Origin of the sequence: Agromyces sp. CCNWLW213 (genome assembly GCF_037199545.1) — a bacterium.
Lineage (GTDB): Bacteria > Actinomycetota > Actinomycetes > Actinomycetales > Microbacteriaceae > Agromyces.
Genome location: NZ_JBBBDX010000001.1, coordinates 173,369 through 189,713, shown reverse-complemented (window position 1 = coordinate 189,713; position 16,345 = coordinate 173,369). Strand labels below are relative to the sequence as shown.

The window sequence follows — 16,345 nt, the reverse complement described above, 5'->3', positions numbered from 1 at the left end:
CACCGAACACGAGAGAACCGCATGACGCATCCCACGCTCACCCAGTCGCACGGTCCCGCGCACACGCGCCTCTACTCGGTCGGCGCCGCGCGCGGCGAGAACGCCGTGCCCAACGACGACCTGGTCGGGCCCATCGACTCGTCCGACGAGTGGATCCGCCAGCGCACGGGCATCGTCACGCGCGTCCGGGCGGGCGCCGACGTGCTCGCCGTCGACCTCGCGACGGATGCCGCGCGCGAGGCGATCGAGCGATCCGGCGTCCCCGCCGACCGCATCGACCTCGTGATCGTCGCGACGATCTCGAACGTGCAGCAGACCCCGTCCATCGCCGCGGTCGTCGCCGATCGCGTCGGGGCGAACCCCGCTGCGGCGTACGACATGAACGCCGCGTGCGCGGGCTACGCGTACGCGGTCGCGCAGGCGGACGCCCTGATCCGCACCGGGGCGGCCGAGTACGCCCTCGTCATCGGCGCCGAGAAGCTCTCCGACGTCGTCGACCCCGCCGACCGCACGATCTCCTTCCTGCTCGGCGACGGCGCCGGCGCGGTCGTGGTCGGACCGAGCGAGACCCCGGGCATCGGCTCGACGGTGTGGGGGTCGGACGGTTCGAAGGCCGGCGCGGTCGGCATGAACCACACGCTCCTCGACTTCCGAGAGGGCCGGTCGGAGTGGCCGACGCTTCGCCAGGAGGGGCAGACCGTCTTCCGCTGGGCCGTCTGGGACATGGCGAAGGTCGCCAAGCAGGCCCTCGACGCCGCCGGGGTCACCGCCGACGACCTCGCCGCCTTCATCCCCCACCAGGCGAACATGCGCATCATCGACGAGTTCGCCAAGCAGCTGAAGCTGCCCGAGTCCGTCGCGATCGGCCGTGACATCGCCACCACGGGCAACACGTCGGCCGCCTCCATCCCGCTGGCGATGCACCGCCTGCTCGAGGAACGTCCCGAGCTCTCCGGCGGACTCGCGCTCCAGATCGGCTTCGGCGCCGGCCTCGTGTTCGGCGCCCAAGTGGTGGTTCTCCCCTGAGCCGCCGTCCCCCGTCCATCTAGACTGTGTCTCGGTCAACGAGACACCCCTGAGGAGAAGAACCATGGCATTGTCCAACGAAGAAGTGCTTGCCGGCCTGGCCGAGCTCATCAACGACGAGACCGGCATCGCGACCGACACGGTTGAGCTGGACAAGTCGTTCACCGATGACCTCGACATCGACTCCATCTCGATGATGACGATCGTCGTCAACGCCGAGGAGAAGTTCGACGTGAAGATCCCCGACGAGGAGGTCAAGAACCTCAAGACCGTCGGCGACGCCGTCGACTTCATCGTCAAGGCCCAGGCCTAGTGCACGGGCGGGCCGGTCCACCCGGCCCGCCCGTCCCTTCCCCACGGAGTTCTCTCGTATGACCAAGAAGATCGTGATCACGGGTATCGGTGCGACCTCGCCGATCGGCGGCACCGCCCGTGACAGCTGGAACGCCCTGCTCGCCGGTGAATCCGGTGCGCGCACGCTCGAGGCCGAGTGGGTGGAGAAGTACGACCTGCCCGTCACCTTCGCCGCGACGGCCAAGGTGCCCGCGGCCGAGTCGCTCGAACGCCACGAGCTGAAGCGGCTCGACCCGTCGAGCCAGTTCGCGCTCATCGCCGGCCGCGAGGCGTGGGCCGACGCGGGCTCGCCCGAGGTCGAGCCCGAGCGGCTCGCCGTGGCCTGGGCGACGGGCATCGGCGGGGTCTGGACCCTGCTGGACGCATGGGACACCCTGCGCGAGCGCGGCACGCGGCGCGTGCTGCCGATGACCGTCCCGATGCTCATGCCGAACGGCCCGGGCGCCGCGGTGGGCATGGACCTCCACGCTCGCGCGGGCATCCGCACCGTCGTCTCGGCGTGCGCATCCAGCACCGAATCGCTCGTGAACGCCTGGGAGCAGCTCCAGGACGGCATCGCCGACGTCGTGATCGCGGGCGGCTCCGAGTCCGCGATCCACCCCATCACGATCGCGTCCTTCAACTCGATGCAGGCGCTGTCGCGCCGCAACGACGACCCCGCGGTCGCGTCGCGTCCGTACGACGTGGGCCGCGACGGGTTCGTCATGGGCGAAGGCGGCGCCGCGCTCGTGCTCGAGACCGAGGAGCACGCGAAGGCCCGCGGCGCGCGCATCTACGCCGAGCTGCTCGGCGGCGCCATCACGAGCGACGCCTACCACATCACCGCACCCGACCCCGAGGGCTCCGCCGCCGCGCGGGCCATGAAGTCGGCGATCCAGGGTGCGGGCGCGTCCATGGCCGACGTGCGTCACGTGAACGCGCACGCCACGAGCACGCCCGTCGGCGACATCGCCGAGTACAACGCCCTGCGGCGCGTGTTCGGCGACGGCCTCGACTCGATCGCGGTGACCGCGACCAAGGCGTCCACGGGACACCTGCTGGGCGGGGCCGGTGCGATCGAGGCGATCTTCACGGTCCTCGCGCTCCACGAGCGCACGGCGCCGCCGACCATCAACCTCGACGAGCAGGACCCGGAGATCCCGCTCGACGTGGTCACCGCTCCGCGCCCCCTCGGCGACGGCGAGGTCATCGCGATCAGCAACTCGTTCGGGTTCGGCGGGCACAACGCCGTCGCCGCATTCCGGAGCGCCTGACCGCCGGCTTCGGGCGGCGCCATCCGTCACGTGCGAAGGCCCCGGCACCTCACGGTGCCGGGGCCTGCTGCGTCGCCGCCGCGCGGTTTCGGTCGTGCGCTGCCGGGACCAGGTCGACCGGCGGGCGCGTCGCGCCACCTGCGGCGGCGTGCGTCACCCCACGCGGTGCAGCCAGACCACGGGGGCGAAGTCGCTGGCGTGGCGGAACGGCTCGAGCTCGTCGTCCCACGCCTGGCCGAGCGCGAGGCGGAGCTCGCGGTGCAGTTCCGCGGCGTCGAAGGCGGCGATCTCCATCGCGTATCGGATGCGATCCTCGGGGATGACGACGTTCCCGGCCGAATCGGTCTGCGCGAAGAAGACGCCCAGCTCCGGGGTGTGCATCCAGCGCGAGCCGTCGTTGCCCGGCGCCGGGTCCTCGCTCACCTCGAAGCGGAGCTGTTCCCAGCCGCGGAGCGCCGAGGCGATGCGGGCGCCGGCTCCCGGCTCGCCGGTCCACGAGTACTCGGTGCGCATCGCTCCGGGCATCACGGGCTGGTCGGCCCAGTCGAAGTTGACGGGCGTGCCCAGCGCACGGCCCACCGCCCACTCGACATGGGGGCTCAGCGCCCGCGGCGACGAGTGCACGAACAGCATGCCTCGCGCGGCGCGCGCGGCCCGCGTGAACTGCTCCGCCATCTCCTGCTCCGTTTCTCGTGAGGTGCGTCTTCCCCTACGACCTCGGAAACGAGCGGCTCGGCGTGAGCGACGTGTTCGGTTATGGCGATGCGACTCGCCAGTTCGAGTATGACGCGGGATGGGCGCCGTGACAAGTCTCTGCCCTAAACTGCATACCGGGTGAGTCGATCATCCCGGGCGAAGGAGACCACGTGGCCGTACGCGATGCGCTGCTCGTCCTGCTGCTCAACGGTCCGGCATACGGCTTCCAGCTCCACGGCGGGCTCGCCGAACGCACCGGCGGTCGCCGCCAGGTCAACGTCGGGCAGATCTACTCGACGCTCGACCGGTTGAGCGGCCGGGGCCTCGTGGAATCCGCCGGCGAGACCGACGACGGGCTCCCGCTGTACCGGATCACCGCCGCCGGGCGCGCGGCCGCGGCGACCTGGCTCGCGGGCGAGGACGCGACGGGCGCGGACCCCTGGCACGAGACCGTCGACCGGGTCCTCATCGCCCTGTCGATGCCGTCGGTCGAGGGCGCCCGGGTGGTCGAGGCCGAGCGGTCGCGATGGACCGGGCGTCGCGAAGCGGCCGCCGCCGCCCTCGGCTCGGCCTCCGGAGCCGGCATCCCCGCTGCCGGCCGCCGCCTCGCCGGGCTCTCCGCCGCCGCCGACCTCGGGCTCGCCGAGTCCGCCCTGCACTGGCTCGACGAGGTGGCGCGAACGGATGCCGCAGGTCTCGCCTTCGCGCCGAGCGCCGAGCGCCCCCGCCGCGGACGACGGCCCGCGCACGCGGACGAGGGGACCGCCGTGGTGTCGGCCGGTCACGCCACCGACGCGTAGGAGCGCACCACGGCGAGGTCGAGCGGGAACTCGACCGGTGCGTCGCCGAAGAGCAGCCGGCCCGCCTCGGCCGCGGAATCGCGCACCGCCCCGGCGACGGCATCGGCCAGCGCATCGGGCGCGTGCACGATCAGCTCGTCATGGAGGAAGTACACGAGGTGCGGCATCCGCTCGAATGCCGGTCCCGAGGCCGCTGCCGTGGCCGCGCCGGGCGGCAGCCGCATGGCGGCGAGCCGGGTGCGGAGGCCGGCCATCCAGCAGAGCGCCCACTCCGCCGCGGTGCCCTGCACCACGAAGTTCCGCGTGAAGCGCCCCCAGTCACGCGCCGACGAGCGCGCGCGACGTTCGTCGGCGGGCGTCGCCTCGACGCCGTTCGCCCGCGCCTGGGTCTCGTGCCAGCTCGCGGGAGGCAGCGGCGACGAGCGGCCCAGCAGGGTCGTGACCCGTCGGCCGGCCTCGCCGGCCCGGGCCGCGTCGTCGACGAGGCCCATCGCCCGCGGGTAGGCCCGAGCGAGGCGGGGCACGAGGCGACCACTGTCGCCCGTGGTCGCGCCGTACATGGCCCCGAGCAGCGCGACCTTGGCCTCGTCGCGCGTCTCGACCACGCCCGCGTCGACGATGGCGCGGTACAGGTCGCGGCCCCGGCCCGCGGCCGCCATGGCGGGGTCGCGGGCGAGTGCGGCGAGCACGCGGGGCTCGAGCTGGGAGGCGTCGGCGACCACGAGGGACCAGCCCTCGTCGGCGGTCACGGCACCGCGCACGACCTTCGGCAGCTGCAGCGCTCCCCCGCCCGCGGTGGCCCAGCGACCGGTCGCGGTGCCGCCCGCGACGTACTCCGCGCGGAGCCGACCGTCGACGATCCACTCGTCGAGCCACGCCCACCCGTTGGCCGACCAGAGCCGCGCGAGGCGCTTGTAGGCCAGCAGCGGCTCGATCGCCGGATGGTCGTGCTCGCGCAGTTCCCATCGCGCCGTCGAGTCGACGCCGATCCCCGCCGCCCGCAACGCGCGGAGGAGGTCGGGGTGCGAGTCGATGTTGAGGCGCGGCGCCTCGAGCGCATCGCGGACCCGGGCCGCGAGCTCCTCCATCCGGTCGGGCTTCCGGCCCGGGGCGGGCCGCCGCCCGAGCGCCTCCTCGAGCACGCGTTCGTGCTCGGCGCGATCCCAGGGCAGGCCGGCCGCGCGCAGCTCGGCCGCGACGAGGGCCCCGGCCGACTCGGCCGCGAGCAGCAGTCGCACGGCACTCGGGGACGCCGCAGCGTCCGCGAGCCCCGCCTGGCGATCATGCTCGACGGCGAGTTCGTCGATCGACGGATGGCGCGCCCGTTCGCCCGCCGCAGCAGCCGCGGTGTCGAGCTCGAAGAGCGCGGCATGGGCGGCAATGGATGTCGCGGGCGCGGCGGGCACATCGACCGCGCCCTCCGCGGGGCCCGGCGCCAGCCACGGCGGGCGCTGCGACGCCGCCTCCCCGGCCGCGGCCACCGCGGTCGATCCGGCGAGGACGGCCCCGCAGAGGCGCAGGTCGTGGCACCGCGCGACCCGGACGCCGGAGGCGAGCAACGGGCCCGCCCACTCGCGCGTGTCGTGCCAGATCCATCGCGGGGCGTGCTCGGCCTCGACCCGGGCGACGAGCCCGGGCAGCTCGGACCGGTCGACCTCGTGACGCTCGCCGCCGTCGGGGTCGCCGATCGCCACGCGCCCAGCGCCCGTCGCCGTGATCGCGATCCGCACACGACGATTCTCCCGGCACCCGGGGACACCCGGCGCCGTCGACCGGATGTCGGCGGCATCCGCCACGATGTCGGCATGTCGAACGGGAGTGACTCGTGGTCGCCGTGAGCTTCGGATGCGGCCATGGCGCCGAGGCGGGAGCGCCCGGCACCGTCGCGCTGCGCCGCAACTGCCCGCTCTGCATGCTCCTGCACGAGACGCAGCGGTCGCGCGGCGAGCTGCTCGGGCGGGTCGCTCCGCCCCAGCGCCGGGCGCTCGCCGCCGAGACGCGCATCGGCGCCGAGTTCGACTGGCGGTGCCGGCGCGGCCACGACCGCTTCCGCGCCAGCGTGGTCGACGTGCTGACGGGACCGGGGTGCCCGAAGTGCGGTGCCAACGCCGCCTCCCCGGGGGCCGCGCGCGAGGCCGGGATGCCGTTCATGAAGCCCGGACTCCGCGTCGGCACCTCCATGACCGAGCAGCGGCTGCGCGTGCTCCTCGGCGAACGCCTGCGGCTGCACCACCGCGCCAACGCCGTCCGGACCGCCCGGATGTTCTACGGCCGGCAGGAGGTGTGGCCCGACATCCTCGTCGCCGAGCTGCGGATCGCGATCGAGTACGACGACCCGGGTCGTTCGGGCCGGGCGCATCGCGGGCTCAAGCAGGGCTCCGACCATGAGAAGGACGCCGCGCTGCGCGAGGTCGGGTGGGAGGTCATCCGCATCCGCGGAGGCGGGCTCCCGCCGCTCGGACCGTACAGCGTCTCCTGTCGCTCGGTCACCGCCGAGGTGGCCGACGAGGTCGTGCGGCTCATGCGAGCCATCCGGGGCGATGCGGCCGTCGATGCCATCGCCGTCCCGGTCGAGGCGGCCGGCTGACCGCCCCGGGTCCGCCTCTGGTGTCGAGCACCGACGCGCCGCTAAGGTGATCCCGACCCGCCACACCACCCCCGCCCCGCCTGCCCTGCGGCCGTCGCGCCCGCGTCGGCTCGGGGTGCCGCCAGAGAGGCCGCCCGTGCTCCTTCCGTTCCTCATCGTGGGAGGCATCGGCCTCATCCTGCTCGTCGTCTCGCTCGTGCTCGGCGACGTGCTCGACCACTTCGAGCTCGGCGACGGGATGATCTCGGGCACGGCGATCGCGGTGGCGCTCACCGTCTTCGGCGCCGCCGGCGCGATCACGGCGAGCAGCGGGCTCGACCTCGTGTGGGCGTACATCCTCGCCGCCGCCCTCGCCGTCGGCGCCTACGTCGCGGCGGCGCTCGCCGTGCGGTCGCTCGCGAGGAGCTCGGACGGGGCCCCCGCCTCGGCGATCGGGCTCGCGGGCACCGCGACCGCGGCGATCAGCGAGTCCGGCGGCGAGGTCAGCCTCGAGGGGCCCGGCGAGCTCGAGCGCCGCCTCGCGTTCGCCGACCACCCGATCCCAGCGGGCGCGAGGGTCCGCGTCGTCGCCCACGCCGGGAGCCGCGTCAAGGTCGTCGTCGACCACGCCTGACGCCCCACCGCCCGGCGCGGGCGCCTCGAACGCCACCGGCCCGGGATCCACCGGCGCCGCTCGCGTCGACCCCGATCGCCCGCAGACCACCGCACCACCCCGCCCGACCCGGAAGGACCCCCGTGATCCCCCTCTCCCCCGAACTCGTGCAAGTCGGCGCGATCATCGCGATCGTCGTCGCCGTCGCCGGACTGCTGACGTTCATCGCCCGGCGCATCCGCCGCGTGCCGCCGAACGAGGCACTCATCATCGTCGGCCGTGGCGCCGGCCGCGCCGCCGACAGCGGCTCGGGGCAGCGCGTGGTCATCGGCGGACGCACCTTCGTCTGGCCCATCCTCCAGCAGGGCTTCGCGATCTCCCTCGAGCAGCGCCAGATCGGGATCACCGTCGAGGGCGTCGACAAGCACCGCATCAAGATCGCCATCAAGGCCTCGATCAACTTCAAGGTCAGCGGCACCGAGGACGGCGTGCGCCGCGCGGCCCAGCGCTTCCTCTCGCAGCAGGACCTCCTCACCGAGATCATCAAGGAGTCGCTCGAGGGATCGCTGCGCTCCATCGTCGGCGACATGACCATCGAGCAGATCATCTCCGACCGCAAGTCGCTCTCCGATCGGGTGGTGGCCGAGACCAAGACCGACCTCGCCGAACAGGGGCTCCAGGTCGACCTGCTGAACATCAGCGACATCTCGACGCCGGGCAGCGACTACCTCGCCAACCTCGGCCGCGCCGAGGCGGCGCGTGCCCGCCAGGTCGCCGAGGTCAGCGAGGCCGAGGCGGCGCGCGTCAGCGAGTTCGCGCGCATCGAGGCGGCCGAGCAGGTCGCCGAGCGGCAGAAGGCGCTCAGCCTCAAGCAGGCGTCCATCAAGGCCGAGACCGACCGCGCGAACGCCGAGGCCGAGGCATCCGGACTGCTGGCGCGCGCCGAGCAGGACAAGCTGGTCGCCGTGCAGGAGCGCGACGCGCTGTCCGAGCAGGCGCTCGTGACCCAGGAGCGCCTCGACATCGAGGTCCGCAAGCCCGCCGAGGCCGAGGCGTACGCCGAGGTGCAGCGCGCGAACGCGCAGCGCGACGCGGCGAACGCCGCCACCGAGGCCGACGCGTACAAGCGCACGAAGATCGCCGAGGCGAACAAGGTCGCCGCGGTCCAGGACGCCGAGGCGGCTGCGACCAGCGTGCGGTTCGCGGGCGAGGCCGAGCGCGATCGCAAGGTCGCGCTCGCCGCCGGTGTCCGCGCGGAGGGCGAGGCGCGCGCGGCGGCCATCCAGGCGGAGGGCGTCGCGGAGGCTGCGGCGACCGACGCGAAGGCGGAGGCGCTGAAGAAGTACGGCGAGGCCGCGCTCGCGCAGGAGATCATCTCGCGCCTGCCGGAGATCGTCCGCGCTGCCGCCGAGCCGATCTCGAACATCGACACGCTCACCGTGGTCTCCACCGACGGAGCGAGCGCGGTGACGAAGACCGTCGGCCAGGTGCTCGGCGAGGGCACCGAGGTGGTCAAGTCGCTGACGGGACTCGACGTCGGCGCGATCCTCGCGGGGCTCGCAGGCGGCACCATCGCCAACGGGGCCGGTGCGGTCGCCGCGAAGCGCGACTGATCCGAGACCGATGCCGGGGCGCCGCATCGCGGCGTCCCGGCGGCGGGTTCCGGCGACCCGCGTTCAGCCCGTCTCGGCGGTCCGGGCGGCCAGCCGGGCGAGTCCCTCGTCGATGGTGACCGTCGGCGACCACCGGAGGTCCTCGCGCACCCGACGTTGGTCGAACCAGTGCGCGGTCGAGAGCTGCTCTGCCAGGAACCGCGTCATCGGCGGCTCATCGCGGCCGGGTCGGATCCGCCACAGCGCCTCGACGAGGCCGCCTGCACCGCGCGCCACCGCAGCCGGCACCCGCCAGGACGGTGCGGGGGCGCCGGAGGCGAGGCAGATGCCCGCCAGGAGCTCCGCGACGGCGCGCGGCTCGCCGTTCGTCACGACGTACGCGCGGCCGTGCACGGCCTCGGCACGATCGAGGGCGGCGACGATCGCCGAGACCGCGTTGTCGATGTAGGTGGAGTCGATCAGGGCGGCACCGCTGCCGATCACCGGCAGGCGGCCCTGCCGCGCGCGCTCGACGATGCGGCCGACGAGCTGGGGGTCGCCCGGACCCCACACGAGGTGCGGGCGCACGGCGACGACCGCGAAGCCCCGGGCATCGGCCGCGAGCGCGAGCCGCTCCCCCTCCGCCTTCGTCCGCGCGTAGTCGCCTCGCGCACGATCGGGATCGGCCGGGTCGGTGCCGTCGCCGACGAGCGACGATCCGGCGTGCGCGACCGACGGCGATGAGACGTGGACGACGCGTCGGGCTCCCGCCCGGCGCGCCTCGGCGAGGAGGGTGCGGGTGCCCTCCACGTTGACGGCGTCGAACTCGGCGGGTGAGCCGGCCAACGACACCTTCGCGGCGAGGTGCACGACCGCCTCGACGCCGTCGAGTGCGGATCGCACGCGAGCGGCATCCGTCACGTCGCCCAGCACGTCCTCCGCGCCCTCGACGCGCGATGGACGCCGCTGCAGCGTCCGCACGGCGTGGCCACGCCGGACCAGATCCCGTGCGACCTCGCCGCCGAGGTAGCCGCTCGCTCCGGTGACGAGGAGCCTCACGGTCGCCCGGCCCGTTCCCCGCGCAGGACGGCGTCGGCCCACGTCGCGAGCGCGGTGCGGTCGATCTTGGAGTTGTGGCGGATGTCGGTCGGCAGTCGGCTCGCCGTGAGCACGGCCGCGAGCGGCCGGTCCGCCGCGGCACGGGCCGCGGCGGCGAGCGGCGCATCGGCGAGTCCCCACCTCCGCCCGCCCTCGACCACCGCGACCAGCGCCTGCGTGCCCCGCGGACCGACGCCGACGAGCGCGACCCGGCGCCCGCCGGTGACCGCCTCGATGCGCTGCTCGATACCGACCGGGGTGACCACGCCGTCGGCCGTCACCACGACGTGCGGCAGGCGGCCCTCGACCCAGAGGCGGCCCTCGGCGTCGAGATGGCCGACGTCGCCGGTGCTGTGCCGACGCGCCTCCGGCGTGCTGTGCGCCTTCGCGACGCGGTCGACCGCCCACAGCCGGTCGTAGCCGTCGCGGAGGTGGCGTGCCGACACGACGATCTCGCCGGAGACCCCGGGAGCGGTGGTGAGCGCTCCGGTCGGGCGTCCCTCGCCGTCGAGCGGGCTGATGCGCACCTCGACGCCCTCGACCGGGTGACCGACGCAGACCCCGCCGCTGCTGCCGTCGCCTCCCGCCGCACGGATGCCCTCGAGTGTGACGTCGGTCATGAGCAGTCCCTCGGTCATCCCGTAGGGGGTGTGCATCGTGGCGTTCGGCATGAGCGCCCCGACGCGTTCGAGCAGGTGCACCGGCACGGGGGCGCCCGCCGACAGCACCGTGCGGATCCGGGCGAGCGCGTCGTGCTGGGCGGGCGTGAGCCCGGGCGCCGTCGCGACGACGTTCGCGAGCGCGGCCGGCGAGAGGAACAGCACCGTGGCGGCGGCGGCGCGCGCCGCGTCGGCGACCGCAGCCGCCGTCAGCGTGCGCGGGGCGGTGACGTCGCCGACGGGGATCACCGAGCGGGCGCCGAGCGCCGGCCCGAGCAGGGCGAACGGGGCGAATCCGGCGACGATGCCCGTGCCCTCCCCGAGCTCGTAGTGGCGTGCGAGTGCATCGCGCAGGGCGCCGAGCTGCGCGTGGGTGTATCGCACGCCCTTCGCCGGCCCGGTCGAGCCCGAGGTGAAAAGCACGGCAGCGGCATCCGTCGGCGCGGGTGCGGGCAGCGTCGCATCGGTTGCGCCGGCCGAGGCCGCCCGGCCGAGGCGGCGCAGGTCGCCGAGCGAGTGCTCGACCGCGAGCGCGCGGGCGAGCGCGGGCGAGAGGGTCGCGACCGAGATCCGCCGACCCGGCCAGCCCAGCGCGCGCGCGGCGAGGAGGCCGGGGAGCGCCCCGACGAGCACGTCGGGGTGCGCACCCCGGATGGCGCGGCCGAGGCCTCGAACGCCGAGCCCGGCATCGGCGACCACGACGACGGCGCCGACGCGCACCGCGGCGTACAGCACCGCAGTGAGATCGGCGGACGGCGGGACGAGGAGGCTGACCCGGTCCCCCGGGCGGACGCCCGCGGCGATGAACCCGCGCGCGAGCTCGTCGACGCGCTGCGCGAGCATCGACCACGGGATGCTGCGCGGTGCGCCGGCGTCACCGGCGCCCATGTCGATCAGCGCCGGCGCGTCGCTCCGGGCGTTCCGGGCCATCGCCGCCCAGATCGGCTCGCTCGGTGCGTCGGCCGGGGACTGCGAGGCGGGCGCGGGCCGTGCGGCCTCCTCGGCGAGCCAGTCGAGCACGATGGGCGCGTAGTCGAGCTCCTCGGCGATGAGATGGCCGGCCCCTTCGGCGCGGTGCACATCGGCACGCGGCATCCGCTCGAGGAGATCGCGCAGGTGGGCTTCGCCGAACACCGGGTCGCGTGGTCCCCAGAGCACGAGCGCCGGCACGTCGAGCCGGGCGACGCCGGCCGCGATGCGTTCCAGCTCGGCCGAGCTCGGGTGCGTCGTGTCCGCCGGGATGTCGGCGACGAAGTCGCGGATGCCGCGGCGACGCTCGGGCGACGCGTAGGGAGCCCGGAACGCCTCGCGGACGGCCGGTGCGAGGGCGGGCCGGGCGAGCGACAGCGTCGTCTCGACGAAGGAGGGCGTGCCGCGGGTCGCCAGCTCGTGGACGCCCGGCGCGAGCGCCGCCCGCAGCGGCGCCGGGATCGGCCGACCGTCGGGTTGATGCACGGCGGTGTTGAGGAGCACGACCCCGGCGAGGAGGTCGGGGTGGTCGACGGCCCAGCCGAGGCTCACCGGCCCTCCCCAGTCGTGCCCGACCGTGACGACCGGTCCGCCGAGCCCGAGCTCGTCGGTCAGGGCGCCGAGGTCGGCGACGCGGTCGGCGAGCCGGCGGAGCCGCCCGGTGCGCTCGGAGTACCCCATCTCGAGCTGGTCGACGGCGATGACGCGCCAGGCGGGGCGCGCGGCATCCGACACCGCGGCATCCGTCGCGTGCGCGACCAGCCGCCGCCAGAGGTACGACCAGGTCGGGTTGCCGTGGACGCAGAGCAGCGTGCCGAACGGCGCCACGCCGGCCGCATCGAGTGCGGCGGCGTTGTCGAGCAGGTGCCAGTCGGCCCCTGCCGCCCGCACGATGCGGGAGTGGCCGTCGGCGAGGCCGGGGAGGCCGGGCGGCGGCGCGGATGCGGCGACCTGCATGCGCTACCAGGCCATCTCGAGCATCGACGTGTTGAGTCCCGAGCCCACCCCCATGAGCAGCACCCGGTCGCCGCGCCGGAGCGAGGGGGCCTCGTGTGCGAGCGTGATCGGGATGGACGCAGGTCCGATGTTGCCGAGCGTCGGGTAGGTGAGCGGGATCCGCGACCGGTCGAGCTTCGCCGCCTTCACGATCGCGTCCGTGTGCACGTCGGAGACCTGGTGCATGATGTAGCGGTCCATCTGGGCCCAGTTCCAGTGCTTGCGGGCCTCACGCCAGGCGGCGGTGACGAGTTCCATGCCGCCCTTGAGCAGCGCGCGCGCGTCGGTGAACATGCCGTCGACGCTCCCGACGCAGAGCGCGTTGAACTGCGTCGCGGCGCGCGTGATGCCGCCCAGGATGCGGTGGCCCTCCGGATGCCGGTCGGTCCGGCCGATGACGGCGGCGGCCGCCCCGGACCCGAGCGTGAGGCTCGCGAACTCGCTCATGAACTGGGCTCGCCCGATGCCGTCGCGCTGCAGGCGCTCGATCGTGTTGCGCTGCACCTGGTCGGCATCCTCGCCGTCGACGACCATCGCGTAGTCGATCTGGCCGGAGTCGATCATGCCGGCGGCCAGGCTCATGCCGTTCACGAATCCGAGGCAGGCGTTCGTCACGTCGAAGTTGATCGCCGACGACGGCAGACCCAGGCCGTGGTGGATCCGGACCGCCACCGAGGGTTCGAGGTGCGGCCTCGTGATCGACGTGTTGATGAGCAGGCCCACCTGGTCGGGCCGCACGCCCGCGCTGGCGAGCGCCCGTCGCCCCGCATCGATCGCCGCGGAGTCGAAGGTCATGCCGTCCTCCCAGTTGCGCCGCTCGCGCACCCCGGCGACCCGCTCGAGCAGCCCGCTCGGCAGCGCCAGCCGCTCGAGCACCGGCCCCAGGCGCCGCTCGATCTCGTCGGAGGTCGTGATGCGCTTGGCGATGGTGGTCGCGACGGAGAGCATCGAGACGTTGCGGTGCCGGGTGGTCGCGTTCCCGGGAACGTGGGCGGCCATCCTCAAACAGTAGTTGTCGCACCGCCTCGGCGCGCGGTCATTGCCCTGAAGCGCATTCCGATGTAGGGCGGTCGCACCCGAGCGGCACCGGAGCCGGCGTGACGTGGGAGCGTCCCGGGCGGGAACGTGCCCGCTCAGCCGTCGACGTCGGTCCAGGACGCGATGTCCACGCCGTGGTTGTCGGGCGACGCGAGCGACCACCAGTCGGGTGCGTGGGAGTCGTCGGCGAGTCGGCCTCCGGCGGCGAGGGCGGCGTCGACCCTGGCCCGCGCCTGGTCGGCCGGCACGAAGACGTCGAAGTGCGTCCGGCCTCGGGCCGGGGTGTCGCCGCTGATCGGGTTGAACGCGAGCTGCGGCCCGCAGCGCAGCGGATCGACGGCATCCGTGTCGCCGAAGGCCTCGTACCCCAGCGCGGCTTCGAAGAACGGTCGCACGTCGGCCTCGGAGTGCTGCGCCACGTAGATGCCGATCGACTGCGCGCGCGACGGGTCGGGCGCCAGTCGCAGCCCGGCGGCGGCCCGGGACACCTCGGCGGCGAACTCGGCGGCGGCGGCGGGGATGCCCTCCGGATCGCGGTGCGGGATGCGCACGATCACGCCCTCCGGGCGCACGTCGACGTCGGGCAGGACGCCGGACCGCTCGGCGGCGTCGACGACCGGGGCGACGAGGTCCGCCGCGTGCGAGATGGAGTTCGCGAGGAAGACGGCCTGCGGACCGGTGCCGGTCACGCGCCAGTCCCCGACGCCCGGGGCTCGGTGGAACTCGGCCGGGGAGATCCATCGCGGTGCACTGGTCGACTCGCCCATGGGAGCTCCTTCGTCGGCGGTCGGAGTCCGGGAGCGGTGACGAGCGGGGACCCCGCGAGGAGTCCACCATACTCGGGGCGCCGCGCCCGGGTGGCGTGGGGCGGCGACTCCCTGCTGGAGCGACGGCGCACGACGCGCTAGCTTGGGGGCACCTCAACCCGGAGGAGGCGCGTCATGGGCGAGGTCGTCATGTACGGCTCGGTGTCGGTGGACGGCTTCATCGCGGACGAGGACGACCAGCCGGGAGCGCTGTTCGACTGGTTGACCGGCGGCGACGTGCCGCTGGACGAGAGCGGCGTCCTGAACGTGTCGCAGGCGTCCCACGACTACGTCCGGGCGTACTGGGACCGCATCGGGGTGACGATCACCGGCCGTCACGTGTTCGACCTCGCGGACGGCTGGGACGGGACGCCCCCGAGCGGGATCGACCACGTGGTCGTCGTGACGCACCGGCCGGCGCCCGAGCATTGGGACCCCGCGGCGCCGTTCCATTTCGTCGACGGCGTCGAGGCGGCCGTGGCCAGGGCCCGGGAGCTCGCGGGCGACCGTCTGGTCGAGGTGGCCGCCGGCGACGTCGGCGGCCAGGTGCTCGCCGCGGGCCTCGTCGACGAGGTGCGCATGGACGTCGTCCCCGTGGTGTTCGGGTCCGGCAGGCGCTTCTTCGGATCGGTCCGTGCGCAGCACCTGCTGGAGGATCCCGACGTGGTGATCCAGGGCGACCGGGTGCTCCACCTTCGCTACCGGGTGCGCCGTTGACCCGCACCGGGCGTGCGATGCGCACGCCGGCGGTCAAGGTGGCCATGCTCGGCCCGATCGCCTGGCGCACGCCGCCGCGACACTACGGTCCGTGGGAACGCGTGACGAGCCTGCTCACCGAGGGGCTGGTGCGCCGGGGCGTCGACGTCACCCTCTTCGCGACGGGCGACTCGGTGACGTCGGCGATGCTCGAGTCGGTCGCACCGCACGGGTACGCCGAGGACGCCGACATGGACGGCCGGGTGTGGGAGGCGCTCCACATCGCCCACGCGATGGAGCTCTCGTCCGGCTTCGACCTCGTGCACAACCAGCTCGACTGGCTCCCGCTCGCGTTCGACGCGCAGTGGGGTGCACCGATGGTGACGACCATCCACGGCTTCTCGGGTGCCGCCATCCTGCCGGCCTACGAGCGGGCGCGTTCGACCTTCGTGTCGATCTCGGACGCCGACCGCTCGCCGGCGCTCACGTACGCGGCGACGGTGCACCACGGCATCGACATGACCGAGTTCGACGTCCCGGAGGACGAGGCGGGACCGACGGCGCGCGACGACCTCGTCGTCTTCGGCCGCATCCACCCCGACAAGGGCATCGCCGATGCGATCGAGATCGCCGCCCGAGCTGGGCGGCGGCTCGTCATCTGCGGGATCGTGCAGGACGCCGCCTACCACGCGGAGCAGATCGAACCGCGCATCGACGGCGACCGGGTCGTCTATCGCGGATCGGTGGGTCCGGCGGAGCGGACCGCGGTACTGGCGTCGGCGGCCGTGCTGCTCCATCCGATCCACTTCGACGAGCCGTTCGGCCTCTCGGTCGTCGAGGCCATGGCATGCGGGACGCCGGTCGTCGCCTACCGCCGCGGCTCGATGCCCGAGTTGGTCGAGGACGGCCTGACCGGCTTCGTCGTCGACGGCCCAGCCGACGCCGTCGCCGCGATCCCCCGCGCCGCGGCCCTCGATCGCGCCGCGGTGCGGCGGCGCGCACGTGAACGCTTCGACGTGGAGCGCATGGTCGACGGCTACCTCGAGGTCTACGACGCCGTGCTCGGGCGTCCCGAGGGGCTCGCATAGCCGTGGTGTATGGTGCGGAGCACAGCGCGCCCGGCTCGGACGCGTGAACCGGACCGCGGCAGCGCAGGCGTAGTTCCACGAGGGTGGCCGTTCTG

The 16,345-nt window shown here is 74.1% G+C and carries 15 protein-coding genes; 9 read left to right on the top strand and 6 right to left on the bottom strand.

The window, feature by feature from the left end:
- The first annotated feature begins 21 nt into the window (after positions 1–21).
- The 3 genes from WBQ80_RS00935 to WBQ80_RS00925 all read left to right on the top strand — a co-directional run bounded on the left by WBQ80_RS00935 (position 22) and on the right by WBQ80_RS00925 (position 2,633).
- Positions 22–1,026, top strand: coding sequence for a beta-ketoacyl-ACP synthase III (locus WBQ80_RS00935; protein ID WP_336570333.1), 1,005 nt, complete (start codon positions 22–24; stop codon positions 1,024–1,026).
- 64 nt (positions 1,027–1,090) lie between these two features.
- Positions 1,091–1,339 carry an acyl carrier protein gene (locus WBQ80_RS00930; RefSeq protein WP_067950223.1) on the top strand — a complete coding sequence of 83 codons (249 nt, stop codon included), beginning with the start codon at positions 1,091–1,093 and terminating at the stop codon, positions 1,337–1,339.
- Positions 1,340–1,397: 58 nt separating this feature from the next.
- Entirely contained in the window at positions 1,398–2,633 is a 1,236-nt protein-coding gene (locus tag WBQ80_RS00925) for a beta-ketoacyl-[acyl-carrier-protein] synthase family protein (RefSeq protein ID WP_336570335.1), read from the top strand.
- A 153-nt stretch (positions 2,634–2,786) separates the two neighbouring features.
- On the opposite strand, the gene WBQ80_RS00920 is transcribed toward WBQ80_RS00925, so the two are convergent.
- Positions 2,787–3,308 carry a DUF3145 domain-containing protein gene (locus WBQ80_RS00920; protein WP_336570337.1) on the bottom strand — a complete coding sequence of 174 codons (522 nt, stop codon included), beginning with the start codon at positions 3,306–3,308 and terminating at the stop codon, positions 2,787–2,789.
- Positions 3,309–3,499: 191 nt separating this feature from the next.
- Between WBQ80_RS00920 and WBQ80_RS00915 the strand changes: the two genes are divergently transcribed.
- Positions 3,500–4,129 carry a PadR family transcriptional regulator gene (locus WBQ80_RS00915; RefSeq protein ID WP_336570338.1) on the top strand — a complete coding sequence of 210 codons (630 nt, stop codon included), beginning with the start codon at positions 3,500–3,502 and terminating at the stop codon, positions 4,127–4,129.
- Here WBQ80_RS00915 and WBQ80_RS00910 read toward each other — a convergent pair.
- Positions 4,111–5,859: a bifunctional 3'-5' exonuclease/DNA polymerase gene (locus tag WBQ80_RS00910; RefSeq protein ID WP_442892655.1), complete on the bottom strand. Its 1,749-nt coding sequence runs from the start codon at positions 5,857–5,859 to the stop codon at positions 4,111–4,113. The two genes, WBQ80_RS00915 and WBQ80_RS00910, sit on opposite strands and share 19 nt — an antisense overlap.
- Positions 5,860–5,954: 95 nt before the next feature.
- Here WBQ80_RS00910 and WBQ80_RS00905 point away from each other — a divergent pair, with 95 nt between their 5' ends.
- From WBQ80_RS00905 to WBQ80_RS00895, 3 genes are all read left to right on the top strand, one after another.
- The gene (locus WBQ80_RS00905; protein WP_336570339.1) at positions 5,955–6,716 is read left to right on the top strand and encodes a hypothetical protein; all 762 of its coding nucleotides are present in this window, start codon (positions 5,955–5,957) and stop codon (positions 6,714–6,716) included.
- Positions 6,717–6,852: 136 nt separating this feature from the next.
- A complete protein-coding gene (locus tag WBQ80_RS00900; protein WP_336570340.1) occupies positions 6,853–7,329 on the top strand; it encodes an NfeD family protein in 477 nt (158 codons plus the stop codon).
- A gap of 122 nt (positions 7,330–7,451) precedes the next feature.
- Positions 7,452–8,921 carry a flotillin family protein gene (locus WBQ80_RS00895; protein WP_442892656.1) on the top strand — a complete coding sequence of 490 codons (1,470 nt, stop codon included), beginning with the start codon at positions 7,452–7,454 and terminating at the stop codon, positions 8,919–8,921.
- Positions 8,922–8,984: 63 nt separating this feature from the next.
- Here WBQ80_RS00895 and WBQ80_RS00890 read toward each other — a convergent pair whose 3' ends face one another.
- The 4 genes from WBQ80_RS00890 to WBQ80_RS00875 all read right to left on the bottom strand — a co-directional run bounded on the left by WBQ80_RS00890 (position 8,985) and on the right by WBQ80_RS00875 (position 14,427).
- Entirely contained in the window at positions 8,985–9,959 is a 975-nt protein-coding gene (locus WBQ80_RS00890; protein WP_336570341.1) for an NAD-dependent epimerase/dehydratase family protein, read from the bottom strand.
- Entirely contained in the window at positions 9,956–12,583 is a 2,628-nt protein-coding gene (locus tag WBQ80_RS00885; RefSeq protein ID WP_336570342.1) for an alpha/beta fold hydrolase, read from the bottom strand. Before WBQ80_RS00885 ends, WBQ80_RS00890 begins: the two co-directional genes overlap by 4 nt.
- 3 nt (positions 12,584–12,586) lie before the next feature.
- Positions 12,587–13,621, bottom strand: a complete 1,035-nt coding sequence (locus WBQ80_RS00880; RefSeq protein WP_336570343.1) for a 3-oxoacyl-ACP synthase III — start codon at positions 13,619–13,621, stop codon at positions 12,587–12,589.
- Positions 13,622–13,755: 134 nt separating this feature from the next.
- Positions 13,756–14,427, bottom strand: coding sequence for a VOC family protein (locus WBQ80_RS00875; protein ID WP_336570344.1), 672 nt, complete (start codon positions 14,425–14,427; stop codon positions 13,756–13,758).
- Positions 14,428–14,601: 174 nt separating this feature from the next.
- Between WBQ80_RS00875 and WBQ80_RS00870 the strand changes: the two genes are divergently transcribed.
- Both WBQ80_RS00870 and WBQ80_RS00865 read left to right on the top strand, forming a co-directional pair.
- Positions 14,602–15,183, top strand: a complete 582-nt coding sequence (locus WBQ80_RS00870) for a dihydrofolate reductase family protein (protein ID WP_336570345.1) — start codon at positions 14,602–14,604, stop codon at positions 15,181–15,183.
- Between the two features lie 17 nt (positions 15,184–15,200).
- Positions 15,201–16,250 (top strand): glycosyltransferase family 4 protein, encoded by a 1,050-nt coding sequence (locus tag WBQ80_RS00865; RefSeq protein ID WP_336570346.1) that lies wholly within the window; start codon positions 15,201–15,203, stop codon positions 16,248–16,250.
- Positions 16,251–16,345 lie beyond the last annotated feature (95 nt).